This is a genomic window from Paenibacillus sp. FSL W8-0439 (assembly GCF_038008995.1).
Lineage (GTDB): Bacteria > Bacillota > Bacilli > Paenibacillales > Paenibacillaceae > Paenibacillus > Paenibacillus polymyxa.
In genome coordinates, this window is the sequence record NZ_JBBPAK010000001.1 from 4385001 (window position 1) to 4411198 (window position 26198).

General features: G+C 46.4%; 26 protein-coding genes and 1 other annotated feature (1 of these 27 only partly in view). All 26 genes read right to left on the reverse strand.

Features of this window, described 5'->3' with window-relative positions; genetic code table 11:
• On the reverse strand, positions 1-1592 hold the 5' portion of the coding sequence (locus tag MKX36_RS18795) for a LysM peptidoglycan-binding domain-containing protein (protein ID WP_340865304.1). Its footprint begins 82 nt before the window's first position; 1592 of the gene's 1674 nt are visible here — the first part of the coding sequence; it begins with the start codon at positions 1590-1592; its stop codon lies beyond the left edge, outside the window.
• A gap of 158 nt (positions 1593-1750) precedes the next feature.
• The gene (gene ilvE / locus MKX36_RS18800; protein WP_013372655.1) at positions 1751-2635 is read right to left on the reverse strand and encodes a branched-chain-amino-acid transaminase; all 885 of its coding nucleotides are present in this window, start codon (positions 2633-2635) and stop codon (positions 1751-1753) included.
• Between the two features lie 17 nt (positions 2636-2652).
• Entirely contained in the window at positions 2653-3552 is a 900-nt protein-coding gene (gene pheA, locus MKX36_RS18805) for a prephenate dehydratase (protein WP_016818437.1), read from the reverse strand.
• Positions 3549-4517 carry a homoserine kinase gene (gene thrB / locus MKX36_RS18810; protein WP_031462082.1) on the reverse strand — a complete coding sequence of 323 codons (969 nt, stop codon included), beginning with the start codon at positions 4515-4517 and terminating at the stop codon, positions 3549-3551. Before thrB ends, pheA begins: the two co-directional genes overlap by 4 nt.
• A 27-nt stretch (positions 4518-4544) precedes the next feature.
• Entirely contained in the window at positions 4545-5831 is a 1287-nt protein-coding gene (locus MKX36_RS18815) for a homoserine dehydrogenase (protein WP_031462083.1), read from the reverse strand.
• 41 nt (positions 5832-5872) lie between these two features.
• Entirely contained in the window at positions 5873-6310 is a 438-nt protein-coding gene (locus MKX36_RS18820; protein WP_013372659.1) for an ACT domain-containing protein, read from the reverse strand.
• Between the two features lie 158 nt (positions 6311-6468).
• On the reverse strand, positions 6469-7779 hold the full coding sequence (gene obgE / locus MKX36_RS18825; protein ID WP_019688406.1) for a GTPase ObgE: 1311 nt from the start codon (positions 7777-7779) through the stop codon (positions 6469-6471).
• A 13-nt stretch (positions 7780-7792) separates the two neighbouring features.
• On the reverse strand, positions 7793-8530 hold the full coding sequence (locus MKX36_RS18830) for a Spo0B domain-containing protein (protein ID WP_025365643.1): 738 nt from the start codon (positions 8528-8530) through the stop codon (positions 7793-7795).
• Between the two features lie 146 nt (positions 8531-8676).
• Positions 8677-8994, reverse strand: a complete 318-nt coding sequence (rpmA, locus tag MKX36_RS18835) for a 50S ribosomal protein L27 (protein WP_013311590.1) — start codon at positions 8992-8994, stop codon at positions 8677-8679.
• A gap of 5 nt (positions 8995-8999) precedes the next feature.
• A complete protein-coding gene (locus MKX36_RS18840) occupies positions 9000-9338 on the reverse strand; it encodes a ribosomal-processing cysteine protease Prp (RefSeq protein ID WP_016818432.1) in 339 nt (112 codons plus the stop codon).
• Positions 9339-9351: 13 nt separating this feature from the next.
• Complete coding sequence (rplU, locus tag MKX36_RS18845; protein WP_013311592.1) at positions 9352-9663, reverse strand: 50S ribosomal protein L21; 312 nt, start codon at positions 9661-9663, stop codon at positions 9352-9354.
• A 13-nt stretch (positions 9664-9676) separates the two neighbouring features.
• Positions 9677-9763, reverse strand: a sequence feature (ribosomal protein L21 leader region).
• Between the two features lie 96 nt (positions 9764-9859).
• Complete coding sequence (locus tag MKX36_RS18850) at positions 9860-11044, reverse strand: Rne/Rng family ribonuclease (protein WP_016818431.1); 1185 nt, start codon at positions 11042-11044, stop codon at positions 9860-9862.
• Positions 11045-11092: 48 nt separating this feature from the next.
• Entirely contained in the window at positions 11093-11971 is an 879-nt protein-coding gene (locus MKX36_RS18855) for a M50 family metallopeptidase (protein ID WP_016818430.1), read from the reverse strand.
• Positions 11964-12809, reverse strand: coding sequence for a peptidoglycan DD-metalloendopeptidase family protein (locus MKX36_RS18860; RefSeq protein WP_044788182.1), 846 nt, complete (start codon positions 12807-12809; stop codon positions 11964-11966). Before MKX36_RS18860 ends, MKX36_RS18855 begins: the two co-directional genes overlap by 8 nt.
• Before the next feature lie 291 nt (positions 12810-13100).
• Entirely contained in the window at positions 13101-13898 is a 798-nt protein-coding gene (minD, locus tag MKX36_RS18865) for a septum site-determining protein MinD (RefSeq protein WP_013372668.1), read from the reverse strand.
• Between the two features lie 3 nt (positions 13899-13901).
• Positions 13902-14564 carry a septum site-determining protein MinC gene (gene minC, locus MKX36_RS18870; RefSeq protein ID WP_019688409.1) on the reverse strand — a complete coding sequence of 221 codons (663 nt, stop codon included), beginning with the start codon at positions 14562-14564 and terminating at the stop codon, positions 13902-13904.
• Between the two features lie 82 nt (positions 14565-14646).
• The gene (gene mreD, locus MKX36_RS18875; protein ID WP_013372670.1) at positions 14647-15177 is read right to left on the reverse strand and encodes a rod shape-determining protein MreD; all 531 of its coding nucleotides are present in this window, start codon (positions 15175-15177) and stop codon (positions 14647-14649) included.
• Complete coding sequence (mreC, locus tag MKX36_RS18880; RefSeq protein ID WP_340865306.1) at positions 15177-15998, reverse strand: rod shape-determining protein MreC; 822 nt, start codon at positions 15996-15998, stop codon at positions 15177-15179. Before mreC ends, mreD begins: the two co-directional genes overlap by 1 nt.
• A gap of 55 nt (positions 15999-16053) precedes the next feature.
• A complete protein-coding gene (locus MKX36_RS18885; protein WP_013311600.1) occupies positions 16054-17088 on the reverse strand; it encodes a rod shape-determining protein in 1035 nt (344 codons plus the stop codon).
• 106 nt (positions 17089-17194) lie between these two features.
• Positions 17195-17887: a RadC family protein gene (gene radC / locus MKX36_RS18890; RefSeq protein ID WP_017427420.1), complete on the reverse strand. Its 693-nt coding sequence runs from the start codon at positions 17885-17887 to the stop codon at positions 17195-17197.
• Positions 17888-17901: 14 nt separating this feature from the next.
• On the reverse strand, positions 17902-18510 hold the full coding sequence (locus MKX36_RS18895) for a Maf family protein (RefSeq protein ID WP_102998278.1): 609 nt from the start codon (positions 18508-18510) through the stop codon (positions 17902-17904).
• A 22-nt stretch (positions 18511-18532) separates the two neighbouring features.
• Complete coding sequence (locus MKX36_RS18900; protein WP_013372674.1) at positions 18533-18775, reverse strand: DUF4321 domain-containing protein; 243 nt, start codon at positions 18773-18775, stop codon at positions 18533-18535.
• Positions 18776-18896: 121 nt separating this feature from the next.
• Positions 18897-20174, reverse strand: a complete 1278-nt coding sequence (locus MKX36_RS18905) for an SPOR domain-containing protein (RefSeq protein WP_340865307.1) — start codon at positions 20172-20174, stop codon at positions 18897-18899.
• 166 nt (positions 20175-20340) lie between these two features.
• On the reverse strand, positions 20341-21720 hold the full coding sequence (gene murC / locus MKX36_RS18910) for a UDP-N-acetylmuramate--L-alanine ligase (RefSeq protein ID WP_038978209.1): 1380 nt from the start codon (positions 21718-21720) through the stop codon (positions 20341-20343).
• A gap of 6 nt (positions 21721-21726) precedes the next feature.
• Positions 21727-23103, reverse strand: coding sequence for a bifunctional folylpolyglutamate synthase/dihydrofolate synthase (locus MKX36_RS18915; protein ID WP_016818421.1), 1377 nt, complete (start codon positions 23101-23103; stop codon positions 21727-21729).
• A gap of 36 nt (positions 23104-23139) precedes the next feature.
• Positions 23140-25806, reverse strand: coding sequence for a valine--tRNA ligase (locus MKX36_RS18920; protein ID WP_330720858.1), 2667 nt, complete (start codon positions 25804-25806; stop codon positions 23140-23142).
• Between the last annotated feature and the right edge of the window lie 392 nt (positions 25807-26198).

Here is a 26198-nt window from a genome sequence, read left to right on the forward strand (position 1 = left end):
TTATGCTTCTTAACAGTAGCATGTTCACTTGAAACCTTGGCTTTAGATGTTTCTTCCTTGGATGTACTGCTAGAGTTGTCTTTTGATTTGCCTTTAGACGCGCTATCGTCTTTTTTTGAAGAAGCACCTTCATTTTGCGATGGAATAGTCAGATTGTTACCTACCTCTTGCGTTCCCGGAGAGGCTGGCGCCGACTCGATGTTTCCTTCCCGGCATCCACAGTCTGGCATAAACATATAGGGCGTTGTATATCCCTCTAATGGATACATAGGTGCATTTCCATGTGCGAACGGATGATATGGATGATTCGCGGCGTGTTGAGCCATTGGTTGGCTAAAGTCGGACACGTATCCACTTGCAGGCATACTATATTGTGGTCCTCCCCATGCGTTGCCCCACTGGCTACCCTGGACTGCACTCTCTGGTTGCTGCTGCGGACCCCCTTGGTGGATAAATGGAGGATAGACAGGATAGGATGTATTTTCAGACGCTTCATGACTCGGATAATATCCAGGGGTGCAGCAGCAATCTGAATAGGCAGGATAAGGTGTGGGATGAGCATGTATGGGTGCTGCTGTCTGCACAGGTCCCCAGCACCATGGATGCTCACAGTCATGATGATAGCCCTGATCTGCAACTACAGTAGGAGAGGCATGTTCTGCAAAGGAAGTATTTACAGGAGCATTCCCCCAATTCTGAGGAGACCCAATCCCCGGATACAACGAGTTCGGCATTGCATTTATTGGCGGGCTGTAATCAAATGTCGGTTGCTGTAATGGCCATGAGGAATTTTCCATCGGCTTCGAGCTTGTGCAGCCACAAAACTTTTCAGTTACAGGTTGCTTTTCGATATTAATTGGAAGCTGCGGTTTAGGTGCAATCGGTTGAGTGACTATAGGTTGGGTGACTATAGGTTGCATTTGTTGAGGTGGGGCAGGTTGAGTAATTATGGGCTGCAATTGAGGTGGAGCAGGATTTACAGGCGCCATATTGACAGGTGCCATGTTCACGGGTGCCATATTGACGGGCGCCATAGGAGCTTCAGGCAGTTTTAATTCAGGAAGCTTAGGAGGATTCACTGTTTCTTTCGGCTGTGTCATTTCTTCTTTAGGGCTAGGCATATTCTCCGGTTTAGGCTGTGTTAATTCCGCCTTGGGCTGGGTAAGTTCTTCCTTGGTCGGGGATTCGGTTTTAGGCTGTGTCATCTCTTCTTTCACTGCGGTATTTTTTTTATTCATAGAAAGATCAGATGCGTTTTCTTTGTAGTGTGGAATATTAACTGTTTCTCCAACCAGAAGTGCGTTCGGGTTTTTAAGTTGGGAATTGGCATCAATAATTATCTTAAGCGGTACATTCCACGCCTTGGACAACTTCCATAACGTATCACCTTGCTTAACCTTGTGTTGATAGACCGTTGACGGCTGTGTTTCCATCGTAACAGGATCTGTCGGAATTTTGATTTTCTCACCGATGCTCAACTGATTAGGGTCTGCCAATTGGGGATTGGCGGCAATAACTTTCTCTAGTGTCACATTATACTTCTGTGCCAGTAAGTATAGAGTGTCACCTTTTTTGACGATGTGTATTTTCACAGGTCACAAACCTCCTAGACTTTCGTTCGGGCGGGATAAACGCCCGGCTTCTGTTATTACATCCTATGCACCTCCCGGGCGAATGACCCCCTACAAACAAAAAAATCCTCTCAACCGAATACTCTTACAAGCATTCAGTCAAAAGGATCTCGATTATTTTAGTCCTGCCACACTTTATAGCCATCCTGATCCACAATCTTCCGGAACTCAGCCAGAAGCTCCAAAGTCACTGGACCAGCAACACCGGAGCCAATCGTACGACCATCTACTTCATAAGCTGCAATCACTTCTGCCGCAGTTCCCGTAAAAAACACCTCGTCCGCGACATATACATCATGCAATGTAAAAGGTTGCTCCTTAAGCGAATATCCAAGCTTAGCACACAAATCGATGATAGCATTACGAGTAATCCCCTCAAGCGCTCCCAAATAACAAGGCGGTGTGTACAACACTCCATTTTTGACAATGAAAATGTTGTCAGCAGAACCTTCCGTCACATATCCTTGGGAATTGAGCATAATAGCCTCACCTACACCAGCATAGTTAGACTGGATCTTCACCAGGATATTGTTGAGGTAGTTCAATGATTTAATCTTTGGATTCAAAGCATCCGGGATGTTGCGACGCTGAGAGACAGAGATTGTCTTCAGGCCTGTCAAATAAGCTTCTTCCGGGTAAATGGCGAGCTGCTCGACGATAATGATGACACTCGCTTTTGCACAACGAAGGGGATCCAAACCTAGATTTCCAGCACCACGGGATACAACCAATCGAATATATCCATTACGCATTTCGTTAAGGCGAATCGTTTCAGCCATGGCTTCCAACATTTCATCAGGAGACAACGGAATGTTCAACTGAATAGATTTCGCAGAATCATACAGACGCTCTAAATGCTCCTTACATTTAAAAATATTTCCGTTATAAATACGAATACCCTCAAATATACCGTCTCCGTACAAGAAACCATGGTCATATACGGAAACCTTTGCGTTCTCCTTAGTTACATGCTGCCCATCCAGATAGATCCATTGTTCTGCCATTACAACCACACCTCCGATTAATGTTCCTTCAAAATAGGTTCGATCGCTGCTTCAACATACTTGTAGCTTGGATAAGAGCCAAGAATGCGTACATGGCACCCCAAAGCCTCGATCTCTGCAAAGGCTGCCGGAAGCAAAACGGAATGCAGAGATTCCAGAACTTCAATGTAAAAATAATAATTCCCCAATTGCTTTTTGGTCGGACGCGATTCAATACGAGACAGGTTTAACCTGCGCCATGCAAATGCAGATAAAACCTGATGCAGCGCTCCCGGGAAATCCTGTGGCGGCGTGACCAAAATACTGGTTCGCTGGCCTTCTGGCGTACGCGGGAACCTTACAGGTTCATGTCCAATCAAGACAAAGCGGGTAAAATTGTTATCGTGATCCGTCACCTTGCTGGCCAAAATGTCCAATCCGTGTTTGGCAGCCGCAAGCTTGGTTCCGAGAGCGGTCCAACCTTTACCTGGGTTATGTTTAACAATTTCGACGGCTTCGGCCGTACTTCCTGCACTCTCCAGCTCAGCTTGAGGAGCGAAAGCTTGTATGAATTCTTTACATTGGGGAAGCGCTACAGGATGGGACATAATTTTGACCACTTTGCTCAAATCCAGCTCGTCCTGATCCCCAAGAAATTCACTACGATGTCCAATAAGATTTTGAATCGAAGGATATACCCATTCCGCCTGCATTGGAATGTCTACCTCATGTACAAGCCAGTCCATATGCAAACTCACAGAGCCGTCAATCGTATTTTCAATAGGAATTACACTATAGTCTGCCTGTCCCTTGTCTATTGCCTGAAATACGTCTGCTATATGTTTGTAAAATAGAAGTTCACAGGGTGTATCTCCTAACAAATATTTAATCGCTTCATGAGAAACAGTCCCCTCAGGAAGAAGTGCAATTCGTTTCATATCGTAAGTTCCCCTTTAATCATATCCATAAAAGGGTGTGTATTCCCTTCTGTATATACTTTAACCCCTTCAACCTCTGGGCGCAATTTCAAAACAGACGCAGTGATCCCTTCTTTGTTCATTGTCTCCGTTAAATACAGTTCAAGCTCCGCTTTGCGATTTTCCCGTTGATCCATCAATGCCAGCAACGTCGGTCCAGCACCACTAAGGGCCACACCCAATGCACCATAATGGTGCGCATCCTGTAGGATCTCTGTCATACCCGGCACTAGTGCCGCGCGGTAAGGCTGATGAAGCTGATCCCGCATCGCTTCGGCGATTAGATCTGTTCGGCCCGATGCCAATGCCGCTACCAGCATTGAAGCATGACTTATATTATATACAGCATCCTTCAAGGATACGTGGGTAGGCAGGACCTCTCTGGCCTTCGACGTAGACAGTTGAAAATCTGGAATAACTACCATTACCTCTAGATTAGCATCCGGTTCAATCCGTAAGTGCTTGGCATGCTCGCCATCCCACATAGCAGTAATAATACCACCAAACAGAGAGGCTCCGACATTGTCCGGATGCTTTTCGATAGCGCTTGCCATGTCAAATAGCTTGGAATCCGACAGAGGCGAGCCAATCAGCGTATTAGCAGCCACCAGGGCACCTACAATGGCGGAAGCACTGCTGCCCAAACCACGGGTAAGCGGAATATCCGAGTACATCGAAATTTCCAGCTCAGGAACAGATACACCTGCTTCACGAAAAACCATTTGTGCTACCTTGTAAATCAAATTGGTTTTATCTTGGGGAACGCCATTCATTTGATCTCCGTACAGATGGAAAGCTGTCTGCTCGGCCTCTTTTAATTCAATCCATGCGTATAGAGACAACGCCATGCCCAATGTATCAAAGCCAGGTCCTAGGTTAGCCGTACTCGCAGGCACGCGCACTCTTGCTGTTTTCAAAACGGTCATACAAATGATTCCTCCTGCTTTTATTGACTATCCCTCTACCCGATATACACTCTTGATGCGGCGAATCACGTCCAAAGTTTCAAAATGCTCTAAAACCTTTTTCATACTTGCTTTGCTAGCTAAATGAGTCACGATAATAATTTCAGCATCGGGATTAGTCTCATTCGGTTGCTGCACGACAGATGCCAAACTGACATTGAATTCAGCAAATACCTGCGTAATCTGTGCCAATACCCCCGCTTTATCATCCACGTGCAAAAGCACGAAATTTTTGAAATACACGTCTTCGTCATTGCTAATTTTTTTAGGATTGTAGGGTACGATTGCTTTAAGCCCATTTACGCCGAGTTTGAGGTTTTTCACTACAGCTACCAGGTCAGCCACAACTGATGTAGCTGTTGGCATTTCACCTGCACCTGCACCATAAAACATGGTTTCACCCACCGCTTCACCATGTACATAAACTGCGTTGAACACCCCGTTCACCGAAGCTAATGGATGCTGCTTGCGCACCATAGTTGGCTGAACATTAATCGTAAATTCATCACCTTGACGCTCTGCAATGCCAAGTAATTTCATTTCATATCCTAATCTTTTAGCAAAAGCAATATCTTCACTGGTTACCTTGGAAATGCCGCTCACGCTTACATCCTTGAGCTCTACATTGGAACGGAAACCAAGGGTCCCAAGTATCGCCATCTTTCGGGCCGCATCCAATCCTTCGACATCTGAGGTCGGATCAGATTCTGCGTATCCAAGCTCTTGGGCTTCCTTAAGAACCTCCTCATACGAGGCTCCTTCCTGGCTCATTTTAGTTAAAATATAGTTTGTTGTCCCGTTCACAATCCCCATAATGCGGGTAATACGGTCAGAGGAGAAACCTTCGATGAGCGTACGAATGATCGGTATACCGCCCGCTACGCTAGCCTCATAAAAAATATCACATTGTTTTTCCTGTGCCTTTGCCAATACTTCAGAACCGTGCAATGCCATTAAGTCCTTGTTGGCCGTTACAATGTGCTTGCCCCTCTCTAGCGCTTCGAGAATGTACTCCTTCGTCTGATCAATCCCACCCATGACTTCGATAATCACATCAATTTCAGGATCTCGAATGACTTCCCACGGGTCCTCCGTAAGCTTGGCGGTGTCCACTTCAATGGCACGATACTTTTCTATGTTTTTTACAGCTATTTTTTCAATGACGATCGGTGAACCGACTTGTCTGCTCAAGTCTTCCTGATTACCCTCAACGATTCGAACGACTCCCGTACCTACAGTCCCCAAGCCTAACAATCCTACTTTGACCGGTTTCATCCATTCCCCTCCTGCAACTTTTATCTAACGAACTGTATCGCTCAGCCTTGCCCAATCAGGCGGACCCGCTTGACTCCAGAAATGCTCTCCAAGCCCTCCAGCAGAACACCCAATTCATCACTAAGCCTGGACATTTCTACTGAGATGACTACGTTGGCTCTGCCTTGCAGTGGAATACTTTGCTGGATCGTCAGCACATTACCTCCGTAATCTGCCACTCTGCCGAGCACCCTGGACAGCATGCCGGATTGATGTTCTAGATCAATAGAGATATTGACAATTCGCTCGCGCTCCAACTGGTTAACCAAATGTATGCCATCTTTATATTTATAAAAGGCGCTTCGGCTTAGCCCAACTTGCTCCACGGCATCATGCACGGTTTTAACATCTCCCGAAGCCAGCAGCAGTTTTACCTGTATGGTCTTAACAATAGCTTCAGGCAAAATATCTTCCCGTACCAAGTAATAGCGCTCTTTCAAGAACGTCCTCTCCTCAAAGACTTATGTTTTTGTATAGAGGACATTATATCGAAACTCTTGAAAATCGGCAAGCTAACAATACAAAAAAACGGCTACTGCCTTCTATAGAATTCCCTATAGTGCAGTAACCGTTCAGGTTTTAAAGCCTTATTTCATTTTTAGTAGTAGCTGCTACCTTCTACAAATTCGAACTCGAAATCAGCAATGCGTACAGATGTACCATCTGTGGCACCACGCTTACGTAGCTCAGCATCCACACCCATATGACGCAACGTTCTTGCTAATTTTAAGATGGCATCATGAGAATTCATCTGCATGCGCTTCATCATGCGCTCAATTTTGGGGCTGTGCACTACGAATGTGTCGTTTTCACGTACAATCGTAAAGCCCTCGTCTTCGGCCGTATCCAACTTAAATACCTTACGTTCATTGACTTCTGCTACTTCCTCAACAACCGGCTCGTCCGGTATTTGATCCAACAGATCAGCAGCCCGATAGAGCAGTTCTTTTACCCCCTGACGTGTCAAAGAGGAAATAGGCATGATTTCAAGGTCAGGACGTATCGCAGCAATCTGCTCTTTGAAGTGAGCAAGATTTTCTTCAGCTTCCGGCATATCCATTTTATTGGCCGCCACAATTTGTGGACGCTCAGCCAGAGCTGCATTATATTGCTTTAATTCGTCGTTTATTTTGGTCCAGTCTTCAAACGGGTCACGTCCTTCAGAGCCCGCCATATCCACAACATGGATAATGATTCGCGTCCGCTCAATATGCCGCAGGAATTCATGACCCAGTCCAGTGCCTTCATGAGCTCCTTCGATCAAACCAGGCAAATCGGCCATCACAAAGTTCCGCTGATCCCCCACATCTACGACGCCCAGATTTGGGGTAATCGTTGTGAAGTGGTATGCGCCAATTTTAGGTTTTGCGGAAGATACAACTGACAACAAGGTAGACTTTCCTACACTAGGAAATCCGACCAAGCCTACGTCAGCCATCACTTTTAACTCAAGTGTAATATAACGTTCTTGCCCCTCCGCACCGTTTTCAGCCAATTCAGGCGCTGGATTGCTCGGTGTAGCAAAACGAATATTACCGCGTCCTCCGCGTCCTCCTTTAGCTACAACGACCTGTTGGCCATGACGTGTCATATCTGCCAATACTTCACCAGTGTCATCATCCATGATAACTGTTCCCGGTGGTATACGGACGATCATGTGCTCTGCGTTGGCTCCGTGTTGGCTTTTGTTGCGACCTTTTACTCCACGCTGGGCTTTAAAATGCCGTTGGTATCGAAAATCCATCAAGGTGCGCAAACCCTCATCTACACGGAAAATCACATCTCCACCGTTCCCTCCGTCACCACCAGCTGGGCCACCATTAGGAACATATTTCTCACGGCGAAACGCAATTAATCCGTCTCCACCGTCACCGCCTTTAACAAAAATCTTCGCTTTATCTACAAACATGGTTACACCTTCCTTATGTCTGGCACTGCATTCGAATTTGAAGCATATCTCCTGTAGGGAGCTTCTCTGTTCGAAGGCGTTCACTTCCGAGTACGGATCTGACCTGCTTTAGTATATTTAAATCGGCAGGTATGTCACTTCCTTCAAAGCGGACGATAACATCATTCTGATCCATACCGAAATAAAGTGTCAATCTGCGCACTTCTCCCCAGGACGACCGGCCCCCGCCATATTGATACGCACGCACCGTTTGTATGACGGCCGAGGCAAGCGACTCGCCGTCTTCGGGAGACATGACAGCGTCTAACTTTAACTCTTCCTCAACCTTTACCGACAATTGTAAATTTCCGGCGTTCACGCGAAAAGACTGCAAATAAAACACCAGCGAGGGAATACCCAGCTTAGATATTTTACTGTCTTCCGACACCCGCCCTTTTATTGTTTCCACATAAGCAGCTGATTTATCATGCTTATTCATACGAATATAGCCATAAAGCACCTGTAAATCATTCATCCAGTCATGCCGATGATGGTTAAGCGTCGCTATCGCTGTACGCTCAAAAGAACGCAAAGCAGCTTTCCGCTCAAGTTCAACCTGTCTATGGGTATACCACATACCAAAACAAGCAGCAGCTACAGCCCACACAGCTAGTATGATAATCGTTAATGCTTTGGGATAGAGCAGTGAAAAAACCAAAGGAATCAGAATGGAACCCAACGCCAGATAAGGCGCTCTTATCCGCTGGAACATGGCTTCTCTCCGTTCTGCGATAATTAAATGGACTAGTCAACAACCTTAATCCAGTATAGCACAGACTAACTTTCCAGTTCATTACCATCATGCAAAAAAGCCTCCGACAAAAGTGCCGGAGGCTTTTCAGCGTGTCTAAGCCGCTATTAAGCTTCTACAGTAGCTGCTACTGGAGCAACGTCGATCGGGTAGATGCTCACCTTTTTGCGATCACGGCCCCAACGTTCGAACTTCACAACGCCGTCCACTTTCGCGAACAGAGTGTCGTCCTTACCGATGCCCACGTTCGTGCCCGGGTGAATTTTCGTTCCGCGTTGACGAACCAAGATGCTACCGCCGGTAACTGCTTGACCGTCAGCACGTTTCACTCCAAGACGTTTCGATCTGCTGTCACGTCCGTTTTTTGTGGAACCTACACCTTTTTTCGATGCGAATAACTGAAGATCCAATGTCAATTTCAACATGATGTCTACCTCCTTCTTTGTTTATTTTCTATTTGAATATACTTACCGTATGATTCAGCAATGCTTGTCAGCATAATCACCATGGATTCCAACAACAGTTGAACCTGTGCGTTCGCATCATGATAACTTTCAGGAGATAGATACGCGCTTAAAAAGCCGTTTTCCATTTCCGTTTCCATTTCAACGTCCGTAAGAGCTACAATCGAATTGACAGTTCCTACGGTTACCGCCGAAACACCAGCACATACGATATCTTCGCCAGATTTAGCAAAATTCGCATGGCCTTTAACAGAAAACCCCTGTATGCTTCCATCCTCCAGTCGTATAATACGCACGATAATCAATTATCGCACCCTCTTACGCTTGGATTTTTTCAATCGTCACTTTCGTGTACGGTTGACGATGACCTTGCTTCACATGGTAGTTCTTTTTAGGTTTGTATTTGTATACGATGACCTTTTGACCTTGACCATGCTTCTCAACTTTAGCCGTTACAGAAGCTCCAGAAAGAAGCGGTGTACCTGCTGTCAAGCCATTGTCGCCGGACACTGCCAGAACACGATCGAACGTTACAGTTTCACCATCATTAGCTTCCAACTTCTCGATGAACAATACGTCGCCCTCTTGAACTTTGTATTGCTTACCACCTGTTTCGATAATTGCGTACATTTGCTTGCACCTCCTTATGTCTCAGACTCGCCTAATAGCAGGTGGCAGTTTCTTTAAGATACTGCACTTCAGTACCTGATTGGAGCGGTTACAGCATGTGCAGCCAATCTTACGCATCACACATACTAAATGATTGTAGCACAAGCTTCGTACACATTCAACCTTTAGTTTTGAAAAAAATTTGATTACGCACGTTCTATACGAGAGTCTTTTCTTCACGCACTTTTTTGCGGGTCATTTCCAGTAAACCTAACCGCGTCCAACCGACAACATAGGATTTAGTCCGGTCCTTTTTTAATCTTGCCTCCAGCACAGAGGATACTTCCCTACGATTCTCCTCTTGTTCCATATCAATAAAATCAATGATGATAATACCACCAATATCACGGACACGTACCAGGCGGGCAATTTCTTCTGCTGCTTCAATGTTAGTCTGGGTCACCGTCTCTTCCAGATTACTGCCGCCCGTAAACTTCCCAGTATTCACATCAACGACGGTCAATGCCTCCGTATGATCAATGACAATGTATCCGCCACCCTGAAGCCATACCTTTCGCGCAAAATCGCGTTCCAGCTGCTCATGAATGCCATAAGCTTTGAAAATAGTTTCTTCTGCACTGCGAAATATACTTACATGAGCTTTCGCAGAACCGATCTGTTGCAGCATTATTTCTGCATCCTTTGCTTGCTCCTCACTGTCAATGACCAGTTCATCCTGCTCAGGTGTAAACACATCGCGAATTAAACGCTGAACGATACTCAGATCCCGGTGCAATTCACACGGTGCAGAGTGTTCGCCCGCTTTACGCTGAATAGCCTCCCATTGCTTACGTAGTTGATTCAGATCATTTTCAATCGCCTCTATACTCATTTCCTCTGAAACAGTACGAATGATGACCCCTTCCTCACCCGTGCGCAGTTGCTCTCCCATTGCTTTCAAACGGGCACGTTCTCCCTCACGCTCAATCTTCTTGGATACGGCCACATAATCAGCACGGGGCATGTAAACAATCCAGCGGCCGGGAAGTGAAAAATGAGTGGTCACCCTGGCTCCTTTGCTACCAACTGCCTCTTTTAATACCTGTACTACGATTTCCTGCCCCACCTTTAACAGTTCAGAAATGGACGGCTTTACCTCTGGCTGCTTGTCCAAATGGGCATGAAGTACGTCATCCACATACAAAAAGGCATTCTTGCGCTGTCCAATGTCAACAAAGGCGGCTTGCATTCCCGGTAGCACATTGACCACCCTAGCTTTGAAAAAAGAACCGAGAATTCCCCGTTTTCGCGGTAGTTCAGCCGCATATTCAACCAACCGTCCCTCTTCCAACAGTGCCATTTGGGTCATCTGCTGTTGGCATTGTACAATCATTTGCTTCATGGTTTTTCAACCTCTCTGAATACAGCCTCTTCCTCAATTCATAAAACATTATTTGGGCTTGGATTCTCCACCATTTGGCGGGCGTGCCGCAAAATAAGAGCGTATAAGTCGTTGCTCCGGCAATACAGCTACAATCCGTCCTTGTTCATTCATAACGTAAACCATATGATATCGATCTCTTCTGAAAAGACGCAAAACAGGCTCCAAATGTTTCACTGGCAGGGATACAATAGGTAAAGCAATGCTTCCTTTAGCCGCTTCGCGGTAAAAAAGCTCGTCCCTCCCCAGCAAAAAACGTATAAAACGGTAAGGGATATTCCGATAATCCACAATATTAGAATAAAGCAAAAAAATCCCTACCGCCAGCAGATTTAAATGTAAAGGCTCATCTTGCCTTAATAACGGCGAAATACCATACAGGCAAAACAGCAGACTGGTTACGATACTGGCTCTAAAAGTCCATACTAATGTGCGATGATAAGAAAAGAATAAGCTAATCAGTGACTGTAATATTTTCCCACCATCGAGCGGTAAAATGGGCAACAAATTAAACAATGCAATAACAGCATTTCCCTGAATTATATAATTTACATAATCATGCTCCAACCCACTCACATGCCTAAGCCACAAAAGAATGATGATCATGATTCCGTTTTGCAGGGGGCCCGCTAGAGCAATGACAATTTCCTTCCACGCATTGAGCTTCCCTTGATCCTCAATGACAGCTACTCCTCCAAAGGGTAACATCTGTATGGAAAGCAACCGCGCCCCCAACAACGAAGCAGCTGTCGCATGACCTAGTTCATGTATAAACACCAGTGTAAACAAGGTCATGATCTCGATAAAATGTCCAGTTAATACAGAGGTCAGCATAACTAGTACAAACAGTGGATGCAGTGATAGGGTCACCCCTCGGACATTAATCAAGGGCTACCACTTCCGACGGGTCAATGTATTGATCCCCTCTTTGAATTGCCAAAAATAAAGTTGCCACCTCACTACCGCCGTGATTTGCTGGCAATACACCGATCTCTTCACCCTCCTGAACCCAATCGTTCACTTTTAAGGTAGAGCGTGAAAGCCTTCCGTAAGTTGCTGTGATGCCCCCAGTGTGACGAACTGTAACCGAAATCCCACTTTTGGGATGGTTTAATACGTCTAATACACGTCCTGCATCTATACTTTTAACAGCGATTGCCCCGTTATCGGTAACATTCGGCGTAATTTCTACTCCTTTAAGGCTCAGTACAAACGGCTGTGTTATATTGCCTTCAATCGGTGGAGAGCCCTTTCGACTAGCGTCTACCTGGTTCGTTTCATGCTCCTCGCCAAAAATCGGTAAAAAGGAAGGAGCTCCGTCAAAATAAGTTTTATACCATTGTCCGGCGGCTACAAAATCCATGTCCTTATTCAAGGCATCCGCGACAAACATTCTCAAATTTACTGCATAGGGAATATCCCAGCGAAATAAGCCCCATACCACTCCAAATAACACTGTTGCTATGACAGTTCTGCGCCAAAAGGAACTCCAAAAAGACGGACCACGATTTGCCCCAAAAGATTGCTGCCAACGTTGTCGATCATTTTTCCACTCGGTTTCTGGGTCTCTGGGCGAGTTGGCACTGACTACAGGCATCGATTTCATTTCTCTGTACCCGTACCTGTTCTGATCTATGCCTGAGGAATACGCCTCCGCTTTGTTTCCCTCGATTAGCTGCTGTATACGTTCTTTTCTGCGCTGCTTGATTCCGGAATTTTTGTCCATCTTATTCAGCCCCCTCAGCGAGGTAAGTTTATTACATCTTATGAGGACGGGCTTCAACTTATGTTGTCCGGGTGGGAATTACATACCCTAAAAAATCAAAAAAACCGGCGCTAGCGCACCGGATATGTTTTGTATTTATAACATTTATGTAATGACCTAAATTTACGAACCATTATCATAGAAATTAAAAAAGCAAACCAAAAACACTTAAATAAGTTGCCACTTATTTAAGTGTCGAGTATTACAATGAACGCTACTGTAACACTTACCTTAGAAATCTTCCTGATTTCCTTATCCACCCATACCAAAAAATTTCTTAAAGCGTGTCATCACGCTCTTCTTCTGGTCCAGCTGCATAAGAGGCACAGTATCGCCCAAGATTCGTCTCGCAATGTTCCGATAGGCAATCGCTGCCTGTGCATCCGGATTCATAACAGTAGGCTCTCCTGTATTAGCTGCTTTAATTACCATTTCATCATCCGGTACAATCCCAATAAGGTCTATGCTAAGCACTTGTAGAATCCCATCAATATCTAACATATCTCCGGATTTAACCATACTATTGCGAATGCGGTTAACCACTAATTTAGGTGATATCACATGTGAACTTTCCAGTAAACCAATGACCCGATCTGCATCGCGTACAGCAGCATTTTCTGGAGTAGTTACAACAATGGCCTGATCCGCACCAGCAATGGCATTTTTAAAGCCTTGCTCAATACCCGCAGGGCAGTCGATCAATATATATTCAAAATCCTTCTTAAGCTCTAAAATAATATCCTTGACCTGCTCCGGCGTAACAGCACTCTTGTCCTTGGTTTGAGCAGCTGGCAGCATATACAACTCCTCAAAACGCTTGTCCTTAACCAGTGCCTGATTCAGACGGCAACGACCTTCCGCTACATCAACAAGGTCATAAATAATCCGGTTTTCCAGACCCATCACAACGTCTAGATTACGCAAACCGATATCCGTATCCACCAAACACACCTTTTTGCCGAGCAGTGCAAGCGCTGTTCCTATATTGGCTGACGTCGTCGTTTTGCCGACGCCGCCTTTTCCTGAAGTGACGACGATAGCCTCTCCCATGTGCTACACCCCTTTGAACACGTTAAAATCGCGGCCCAGACGCACAATATTGCTCATTTTATCTATTTGCATAGCGCCATCCTTGAGATACGCAAATTCCATGCCGGATTCACGCGTCTCCCATTCATCTGGTGGACGGCTGATCATTTCGGAAATTCGCAGCTGTGTTGGTGCAAAATAGGAGGCCGCGATAATCGCTTCACTATTTCCCTCCATCCCTGCATGCGCCATGCCCCGCAGAGCGCCAAGGACATAAATATCACCAGTACAAGTTATAATTCCACCCGGGTTAACATCTCCCAAAAAGAGTAAGTTTCCATCGTGATGAAGCACTTGTCCTGAGCGGATAATCCCTGTCACCGTGTGAATGGGGGGCTTGCCCTGCACTACCGCAGGCAATCCGGGTGATTCTACAGACCTGATGAGCAGATTACCCTTCCGCTTTAAAATCTCCAGAATACTTTCCTTCTGCTCCTCCGTTACTTCCCGACTTCCCAGCTTAATATCCACATGAATGATCGGGCCTGTTAAAATATTTTGATGACTGTGCTCCAGCTTAAAACGCAGCTCACCCAGCAAATCCTCAAATTCGCATTGATCGTCCAGCAGGAATACCAGGCCATCTTTGATGCCTTTAATCGTGACATGATTCGATTTCACCGCCATTAGCCTGTCCCTCCTATCTCAATCATTTCGTCCCCGGGACGTCAAATCCCTGCTAACCCGGACAAAATGTGTGTAAAAAGACCTAGACAGTCTCTTCCTTTTTCACACGGGTACCCAAACGCTGTAATTGCTTGCGAACAGGGACATAAATGATGAGGGCGAACAGAAAATGGATAAATAAATCAGGAATCATATACTGAGCAAGTGCCCAATTGAAAGTCTGATGATTCAGCTGGAACAGCTGATCAATGGCAAAGAGCATAGAATCCAGCAAGAAACTACCAATTAACACGGCCGCCATCATAATGGGCATTGGTGCACGTCTAGCTGTAAACACAAGCCCTAATAAGTATGCAGACAACCCCATTGCAAAAGAATAAGGGCCAATGATAAACCCGTAGTACACTACGTCATGAATAAGTCCAAAAACAATACCTAGCACCAACGCTGTATGACGGCTGTAATACACAGATACAAACAAAATTACGACATACACAAAATTTGGGACCATTCTTGAATGCCAACTATCCGGGAGAAGCCACGGAAGAATCGTTCCTTCAGCTATAAACAAGACAAACAGCAGCAGTATCAAAACCTGACCGCGCATCTTCATTATTCCGGTACCTCAGGAGTGTAGAGGACGAGCAGTTCTTTCCAATCCACAAAGCTGGCTGCCGGTTTAATAATCGCTGTCCGTGTTTTGCCGAACTCTCCAACCTGAATTTTCTCCACCGTTCCAATCATTAGGTTTTTGCGGAACTTCCCGCCTGCACCAGACGTAATAATCTGATCACCCTTTGCGATTGGATCTTTTTCTTCAATGCGAGTCATTTGAAATCTGTTCGTACCCGGATCATAGCTTTCAATCATACCAAACGATTGATTTTCCTTACCCAAGACTGTCGCTGCAATAGCATAAGAATTCGGATTTTTAGGGTCCAATGTAGTCAACAGCGTAACGGTAGACGTAAAATTCCCCGTGCGGCTAATGACTCCAACAAATCCTGCAAGTGAACTGACTTCCTGACCAACCTTGGCTCCATCCTTCTCACCAATATCAATCACGAGCGTTTTGGAATCATTGCTAACACTGTTCACTTGAGCAACACGATAATCATAATTATTTTTCGCCTTTTGCGTTTGGGTGAACTTCAGTTCATTCTGCAATCTGGCATTTGTCTCAACATAATTATGAGTCTGAATCTGGTCACGAGTCAGCTTAGCCACGGCTATTTTTAACCGCTCATTTTCTTCGTAAATACTACGCATATTGCCAATATCTTCAAAGAAGCCCGCTATTGCTGAAGCGGGCCTGTAAAAGATACCTTGCACAAAGCCAATTGAATCTCTGGCGAACTTCTCGGGCCAGGTTAAGGAACTTCTCTGTCCAAGTGTAATCCCCATAAGGGCAATAAACAGAACGATTCCGATCAATAGAACAAATAGTCTTTTATTGCCAAACAGCTTAAACAGTTCCTACACCCCCGATTCAACGTTTGGAACGGACGGCAGAACTGCTGCGCGATTTGAACAAATGGATATTTTCCAGTGCTCTACCCGTACCGATTGCCACACAATCCAGAGGATTTTCCGCTACGATCACCGGCATTCCGGTCTCACCTGCCAACAGCTTATCCAGGTTGCGCAGTAGTGCTCCACCACCAGTCAGTACAATTCCTCTATCCATGATGTCCGCCGCCAGCTCGGGAGGGCATTTTTCCAATGTTACTTTGACTGCGTCCACGATCGCATTCACGGTGTCTGACAATGCTTCGCTAATTTCATCGGAGGTAATCGTAATTGTCTTCGGCAAGCCTGTAACCAGATCGCGTCCGCGGATTTCCGATGTTTCCACTTGCTCTAATGGCATTGCTGAACCAACTTCCATTTTCAACTGCTCAGAAGTCCGTTCACCAATCATCAGATTGTATTGACGTTTCACGTATTGAATAATAGACTCGTCCATTTCATCGCCAGCCACTCGTACAGAACGACTTGTTACGATCCCTCCCAAGGAAATGACCGCAACTTCGGTTGTACCTCCACCGATATCGACAACCATACTGCCCGTAGGCTCCCATACCGGCAGATCAGCGCCAATTGCCGCTGCAAACGGCTCTTCAATCGTGTACGCCTCTCTTGCGCCTGCTTGCTTGGTCGCATCTTCAACAGCACGCTGTTCCACTGCAGTAATACCCGAAGGCACGCAAACCATCACGTTCGGATGGCGCGGAAACAATGAACGTTGTGCTTGCGCCTGACGGATGAAATATTTAATCATCGTTGCAGTCGTATCAAAATCGGCAATGACTCCATCCTTCATTGGACGAATTGCACGGATATTTCCCGGTGTGCGACCGATCATTTTTTTCGCAGATTCCCCAACAGCCTCAATGGTTTTTGTATCTGTACGCAATGCGACTACAGATGGTTCACGAACCACGATTCCCTTACCTCTTACGTATACAAGCGTGTTTGCCGTCCCCAAGTCAATTCCCAAATCTTTTGTAAAGCCACCCAGCATGATGTTAATCTCCTTTTCTCTTCCCTGAAATCTGTTATCCCTGTATAAACGGTTTATTCAGGCCGGTTTATCCGGTCGTGTTTAAATGTTTGATTTAAATATTATATTATATCAGACCTTGTTCCTTCAAACTTACAAAGGTCCCGTCCCCGATCACAATATGATCAAGCACGTCGATACCCACGATGTTGCCCGCTTCCATCAAGCGGCGGGTCAACTGGATATCTTCCGGGCTTGGCTTCGGATCACCGCTCGGATGGTTATGAGCGCAAATAATCGAAGCACTGCTGCACTTGATTGCAGCCCGGAATACTTCACGAGGATGCACGATGGCGGAATTCAGGCTGCCCATAGATAGCGTTTCCTGAGCAATGACATGGTTTTTGGTATTTAGAAACAGGCAAACAAAATGCTCTTTCTGCAAATAACGAAGCTGCTCGAACAGCAGATCTGCCACATCCCGCGGGCAACTAATCACCGGGGTCTCCAAGTGGCGTGACAATGCCAATCGACGCCCGAGTTCGATACCCGCTTTTAGCTGTATCGCTTTAGCATTTCCAATACCCTTAATCTGGGTCAACTCGCTCAGACTCATATCCACCAGTTGACGCAGATTCCCTGCCTGCTGCAAAATACGCTGCGCTAAATGCACAGATGATTCTCTTTGTGTTCCTGTACGCAGTAGTATTGCTAGCAACTCCGCGTTGCTCAAGGCATCCGCCCCATATGTCATCATGCGCTCTCTTGGTCGTTCTTCATGGGGGAGGTCGCGAAGCATCAGTATTGGCGACTCCAGCATATGTTTATCCCCTTTTATGGACGCAGCACATTTACTCCAAAATCGGACAGCATGTCCGACAGCAAAGAAAGCGGCAATCCTACGACGTTAAAATAACAACCCTGAATAGATTCCACCAACGTAGCACCCATGCCTTGAATGCCATACGATCCTGCTTTGTCAGACGGTTCACCAGTATTTACGTATGCCACAATTTGTTCTTGGCTCAAAGGCTTCATTGTGACATCCGTTTGGCGATGTCTAACAAGCATCTTGCCGGTTCCGGTATGTATGCAGGCTACCCCAGTGTACACACGGTGTGTTCTTCCCTGCAATGCAGTCAACATGCGAACTGCGTCCGCATGGTCGGCAGGCTTGCCCAATACCGAATCCTCCAGCACGACAATCGTATCACTGCCAATCACCAATCCAGCTTCCTGGGACTGCGCGGCAGTGCGCACGACCGCTTCGGCTTTGCGGGCCGCAAGGGTCTCCACGATTTGCTGAGGCGTCCAGCTCTCAGGCGTGCTTTCATCCGCATGACTCGGCACCACCTCAAAGGGGAGTCTCAAATATGCGAGTAATTCCTTCCTTCTTGGTGAAGTCGATGCCAGAATAATGCGGGGCGTAATTTTCCCGTCCATAAGGGAAGCTCCTTTTCATCAGTTAGAGCCTGCGGTACAGCCAGAATGCGGCGATGATGCCGATCAGACTAAGCAGGCTCAATTCAAAATTTATCGTTATGTTGTAGCTGATAATATCCAGATCCGCTCTCGGCGACCAGGATATCGTGGTGGGGTGGGTCAGAAAGGAAAGGACTTTGACCGATTGAAGGGCCTTAGCAATCCAGGCACCCAAAAGCCAACCGAGCAACAAAAACAGTATAAGCATTCCTACATTTTTTTTCATCCTGATCTTCCCTCGCCATTTTTTGACACCTTCATTATTATACGGTGATTTGTACTGCAATACAAACAGAAATCCGGCATGGGGAACTATTTCCAGTTCCTTGCCGGAAAGTATGGTTAGTCTACTGTTTTATGAATTGAATAAATTCCTTCTCACGCAAAACATATTCCATCATGGAGGACTGAATCTCCCAAATGTGTTCCTTGGCTGTATTCTTGTTATATTCTCCAAGTGCAGAGACTGCGCTGTTCATCGCCTTTTCAAGCGAGGTTGCAGTGGCAGCCGCTTCCTTCGGAAGACCAGTGGGAAGTGCAGCGATATTTTGTGTCCACTGCTGATGCAGGTCGTTCAGCTCGCTCATGTCGGAGGCTGGCACCGTATTTGAGCCTTCTTCTCTGAGCAAAGTTGAGGAAAGTCCGCTCAGCTTCCCCACTAATGAGTTGCTTAACTGAAAAAAGGTAGTCAGTTTATCACCATTACCTCCGTAAGCCGCTTTTTCGAATCCGGGTAATTCGAGCTCGCGGACATACAATTCCACTCCTTGTGTCTTCAATTGATTACTGAGCAACTTGGCTTGCTCCCTATCCGACGATATTCCTGCATATACCCGGTTTTGATCCTCGCTATCCCCTCCTGCTGCAATGCCTGCCTTCAACAGTTCTTCCTTTGCCTGTAAAGCCCGCTCTGGAGTGCTGAAAACCCCATATTGCAGCAAATAATAGGTTTGTGGAGGCACTTGAGTCGCTACGACGGCGACAGGAGCAGCATTCTCTTTTGCATACGTGTTATCGACATCAACGGATTCTTTAAAAACAGGTACAGCTTCATCAGCAGAAGGATCAGATCCCGGGATCATACCGCCTCCGTTAAACAGTAATAACAAAATATATCCGAACATGCCTCCAGTCACCAACGCGCTAGCTACAGAACCGATTAATCTCCATCTGGAAGGGTGAGGTGGACGCTTTCTATACTCTTGACCGGAATAATAGGTTTCCCCAACCTCAACATCGTCCTCTTCCGGACTTTCCGGTAGAATGTCCGCATCTGACCAGGAAGCTGCCGAACGACCAAAAGGGTCGTCCCATCCCTCTTGTACCCTCAATGTTGGAGTAAAGCGCCGAGTTGCAGTGCGTTTGTTCGTCTCCACAGGCTTACCAAGCTCTGAATGTTGTGTAGTTCGAGTATGTTTCTCCATACTGCTAGTCCGTTCCATCCCTTTATGCTGGTTATCCGTTTGATAAAGCTCATCATCGTGATATAACTCCGTATCTCTGATCGGGTCACGCTGTCCGTTCGTAAATGACTCATTTTGGTTCGGAAGCACCTGTAGCTTATCCTCCCGGCTTGTTTCCGGCAACTGTTGATCGAACCGGAATGTCATCTTGGCCTTGTTCATGGATGCACTCCCTCCTTGTCCCATACTTCCTCATAGTCTGTTGTATGAGTCAAGCTGAGATAATATGCCTCAGCTTTACAAAAAAAGGGTATCCCGAAACACCTTCGTGTTCGGAATACCCTTCAAAGCTATAATACATTGGCGTAACAGCCCATGTTCATACGTATTACACTTGTTGCCCGCGAAGATGGCGTGCTAACGCGTCGCCAGCTTTCCAGATATCTCCTGCTCCCATTGTCAGCACAAGATCGCCTGGTTGTAACCGATCTTTCAGCTCTTCGATCACAGCTTCTTTGGTTGGTAAATAGATTGCATTCGCATTGCTGTTTTGGACGATTAAATCCACCAGTTTGGAAGAATGCACACCTTCAATCTGTTTTTCTCCCGCTGGTGAATAAATATCGGTAATGATCACTTCACCAGCCTCGCTAAACGCACGGCTGAACGCATCCAGCAGGAAAAAGGTACGACTGTAGCGTTGTGGCTGGAACACGGCAATAATACGCTTGCCAGTTGCTCTCGCTGCACTGATCGTAGCCTCAATCTCTGTTGGGTGATGCGCATAATCATCAATAATCAAAATGTCATTGCCTTCACCTAGCACTTGAAAACGACGTTTCGCTCCATGAAATTCCACAATAGTTGCAGCAATTTGATCAAATGGAATCCCTGCTTCCAGACATGAAATCACGGTAGCCATCGCATTATACATGTTATGTTTACCAGGTACAGACAATTCAATCGTTCCGAGTGCTGTTCCCTTACGGCTCATCGTAAAGCTTAATCGGCGGTCACCCAGTTGGATATCTGTCGCCATGTAATCCGCTTCATGCTCTACCCCATAAGTAATGACCCGAGTTTGGAGCTGAGGCAGCATCTCTCGGATGTTCTGATCATCTGCGCATACAATAGCTGCTCCATCCGGCCGAATTTGGCTCAAGAATTGCACGTAAGCACTTTTTAGGCGATTGAAGTCCCCATCGTAATTTTCCAAATGATCTGCTTCAATATTGGTTACGATCCCCTGCCAAGGATGATATTGTAGGAAAGAACCATCGCTTTCATCCGCCTCGGCAACGACAAACTCGCTTTTCCCCGCTTTGGCGTTCGTCCCCAAATTCGTGATTTCGCCGCCGATAATATACGTTGGGTCAACGTTACATCTCTCCATAACCAGAGCGATCATAGAAGAGGTTGTCGTTTTCCCGTGCGCACCCGCAACCGCTATACCCTTACGTTCGTTAAGCAAGCGAGCCAGCATCTGCGAACGGTGCAGTGTTGGAATATTCAATTCTTCTGCTGCCACCCGCTCTACATTGTCACGTGACAATGCTGTTGAATAGACGACGATATCTGCGCCCGCAATATGTTCAGGCGTGTGTCCAATATATATTTTTGCGCCTTTTGCCGCCAGTTTTTCTGTCAGCTCCTGTGATGCCACATCTGAGCCAGTCACGGTATATCCCATCTCCAGCATGACCCGAGCAATCGCGCTCATCCCGTAGCCGCCGATACCGATAAAATGAACATGTTCCGAAGTAATCAACAAATTTCACCAACCTTTTTCCGAATCGGTTTGATACATAAGGGTAGCCCGTACATCCGCAATAAGATACAGCGTGCCGGAAACCACCCCCAGATCTTCCGCTTCCGTATGTGACTGAAGCAGGTTTAAAGCCTTTTTCCAGTCACCTTCTACAATAATTTTTAAATCCGTTTTGGCATAAGACGGCCGCAGCTTCTCCACGAGATGAGCCAAATCAGCGGCATTCATTTTGCGGCGAAAATCGGGCTCGGTCAGGATAAGCGTATCCACTAGTGGCAGTATATGCTGCAAGTATGCCTCATGATGCTTGTTTGATAGCATCCCCATCATTAAAACCAATTTTTTGTACGAATACACTTGTGGGAGACTCTTGGCCAGCGTTTGCGCCCCTTCTGGATTATGAGCCCCATCAAGGACAATTCTCGGCGAGGTACTGACTTGTTCGAGGCGCCCTGCCCAGGCAGCTTGCCTAAATCCCTCCAGCAGATCCTCATCATCCAACACAAAAGCCATATACTGACGTAGGACTTCAAGTGCCATCAGAGCTCCTGCCGCATTAGAACATTGATGCTCACCTAACAACGTGATGTCGATTTCCATATGTCGGAAGGGTCCGGCGAATGAAAAGGTCTGACCTGTTTCATTCCCGTTTAACCGTTCATACGTAAATTGTTCTCCTGCCAGGTACAAGGTAGCTCCTTGCTTGGCCGCCGTTTCACGTATGACCTGAATAGCCTCGGGCTGGGAAACACAACTGACGACAGGTACACCCGGCTTGATGATCCCAGCCTTTTCTCTTGCAATCTGTTCCAGTGTATCTCCCAAAATGTCCGTATGGTCATAGCCGACATTCGTAATGACCGAAACGATAGGACTCACGATATTAGTTACATCCATCCTTCCCCCGAGGCCTGTCTCCCATACCACAACATCTGGAAAAGCTACCGTAGCATAGTACAAAATAGCCAACGCTGTGGACACCTCAAACATCGTAGGTGATCCCAACTCACTATCTGCGATTTCTTTCACCAACGGATACAAACGATTGGCCAGTGAAACCAGCGTTTCATCTGGAATATCGGTCCCGTTGAATTGAAAACGGTTCGTAAATCGGGTGATGTACGGAGAAGTAAAGGTCCCAACATCGTATCCACATTTCAGAAGCACAGAGGTTAGAAAGGCACAAGTCGAGCCCTTACCGTTGGTTCCTGCAATATGAATAAATTTCAGATGTCGTTGCGGATCACCCAGCCTACTCATCAGCTGTTCGATTCGTTCCAATCCGGGTCTAATGCCAAACGGAATCAACCCATTAATCCATTCCACTGCTTCATCATAACTTTGTAAAGGGGCTATGTCGCCGCCCCTGATCGTATCTGACATCCTCTTCACCTTCAGGTCATTTTATTGTGAGTGAAATTATCCCTTGAGTTCTTCAATACGTGCGATAACTTTAGCGCGCTTATCTGAGTAATCGGCTTGCTTGGCCTTCTCTTCCTCGATGACTTTGGCTGGTGCCTTCGCCACAAAGCCTTGGTTGGAGAGTTTTTTCTCCACGCGCTCCACTTCACTGTTCAAATGCTGAAGTTCTTTTTCAAGTCTGCTAATTTCCTGGGTAATATCTAGCAGTCCGGCTAACGGCAGGTATAGCTCTGCGCCGCTAACAATAGATGTCATGGCTTTATCTGGAGCGGTGAACTCTAAGCCTGCGTCGAATTCAGACGTGTTACAGAATCGACGTACATACTCCCCATTGCGGTTAATGATATCAAGAACGGCTTGATCGCCGGGTTTTATGAGCAATTCAATTTTTTTACTCATCGGCACGTTGACTTCAGCGCGGATATTGCGCACAGCGCGAATCACGTCGATCAGCAAATTCATTTCAGCGACCGCGTCCTTATCCTCGAAAGCAGGATCGTAAGCAGGCCAAGCGGCCAGTGTGATCGTTTCTCCCTCATGCGGAAGGTGCTGCCATATTTCCTCGGAGATAAACGGCATGAACGGATGAATCATGCGCAGTGTCCGATCCAAAACGTATGCAAGTACCGATTGTGTTTTCTTTTTCGCCTCTGCATTATCGCCATATAGGGAAAGCTTCGCAAACTCAATGTACCAGTCGCACAAATCATCCCAAATAAAGTTATACAGAAGGCGGCCTGTCTCGCCAAATTCATAAGCATCTATTAGACGCGTGATGTCGCGTGAAGTTTCGTTTAGACGGTGCAGAATCCAACGGTCAACGGTGCTCAAGTCACCAGCAATGTCTATATCTGCCGCAGTGACGCCTTCCAGATTCATCAGCGCAAAGCGTGATGCATTCCAGATTTTATTGGCAAAGTTACGCGCCTGCTCCACACGTTCCCAGCGGAAACGAAGATCTTGTCCAGGTGTGCTGCTGGTGGAGATCATATAACGCATTGCATCGGTACCATATTGGTCGATCACGTCGAGCGGATCAACACCATTGCCCAGGGATTTGGACATTTTTCTTCCGTCCGCGTCACGAACCAAACCGTGCATAAGTACATCCTTGAACGGAATCTCTTCCGTGAACTCCAGCGCGGTAAAGATCATACGCGATACCCAGAAATAAATAATGTCATAGCCTGTCACCAGAACATTCGTCGGATAATAGCGTTTGAGATCCTCTGTCTGCTCAGGCCAACCTAGGGTCGAAAACGGCCACAAAGCAGAGCTGAACCAAGTATCGAGTACATCCTCATCCTGTTTGAGCTTTCTACCGGCATATTCAGGCAAAGTGGTAGGGTCCTCCGCCGATACAATAACTTCTCCGGTCTCCTCATCATACCAAGCCGGAATACGGTGTCCCCACCATAATTGACGGGAAATACACCAATCTCGCACATTTTCAATCCAATGCAGATAAGTACGCTCAAAGCGATCCGGTACAAAGTTTACACCGTTGCCAGCCTTCTGTGCTTCAATCGCCTTAGCTGCCAGAGGCTTCATTTCCACGAACCATTGCGTCGACAGATAAGGTTCTACAACTACGCCAGAACGCTCACTATGACCTACTTGGTGTACATGCTCTTCAATACGAATCAGTACACCCTGCTCTTTCAAATCAGCGACGATTTGCTTACGGCAATCGCTGCGATCCAGTCCCTGATATTTGCCTGCTTCAGCATTCATCGTTCCCGTCTCGTCCATCACCGTAATTTGAGGCAACTGGTGACGTTGACCCATTTCAAAGTCATTCGGATCGTGAGCCGGTGTGATTTTAACCGCGCCGCTACCGAAATCTTTATCTACATAGTCATCCGCAATGACCGGAATTTCACGCCCGATGATTGGAAGCACAAGCGTTTTGCCGATCATTTGCTTATAGCGTTCATCTTCTGGATGTACAGCTACAGCCGTATCGCCCAGCATCGTTTCAGGGCGTGTAGTGGCTACAGTAATAAATCCGCTACCGTCTTTCAGAGGGTATTGCAGGTGATACAGATTTCCGTTCACCTCTTTGTATTCCACCTCAATATCCGACAATGCGGTACGTGCAGCGGGGTCCCAGTTAATGATGCGTTTACCGCGATAAATCAGACCCTTTTTGTACAGTTTAACGAATACTTCGCGTACCGCTTTGGACAGTCCCTCATCCAATGTAAAACGTTCACGAGAATAATCGAGAGAAAAACCCATTTTCTCCCATTGATTGTGGATGTTGTCCAAATAAAGATCTTTCCACTCCCACACTTTCTCCAAAAACTTCTCACGGCCCAAATCATAGCGAGTCAAACCTTCTTCACGTAGCTTCTGCTCTACTTTTGTTTGAGTAGCAATACCTGCATGGTCTGCCCCTGGCAGCCACAAGGCATCATAACCCTGCATCCGCTTGGCGCGGATAATAATATCCTGCAAAGTAAAGTCAAGAGCATGTCCAATATGCAACATACCCGTAACATTCGGTGGTGGAATAACGATAGTAAAAGGCTCTGCCTCTGGATGTTGCCCGGCGCGGAAATAGCCCTTCTCCATCCACGTTTTGTACCATTTTTGTTCTGCTGATTTGGGATCGTACGTTGTTGGCATTTCCAAGGTTGTCTTGTTGTCTTGTTCTGACATATCAGGATACCTCCATGATTTTCAATTGGCAAATAAAAAAAGCCCTTCATCCTCAAAGGACGAAAGGCTGTTCTCTCGCGGTACCACCTTTGTTTCACCCCTAGTGTATGTATCCACTGATCCATTACACATGGTGTGACACTTTATGCAGATAACGGTTGCGGACCGGCCTTATTCTACCGTGAACCTCTTACCTTCCGAAGGAATGAAATGAGGAACCGTTCAAACAGGCGACTCCCGGGTGACTTCGGCCAGTAGCTTCCTGCGGAACCTCACAGCGCTGCAATTCCACTCTCTGAAGGGCTTGCTGCCTACTCTTCCCGATCTCAGTCTTTCAATAACTATACCACATCATACATTTCCCATTGACTATAGTCAACACCCATTTCTCA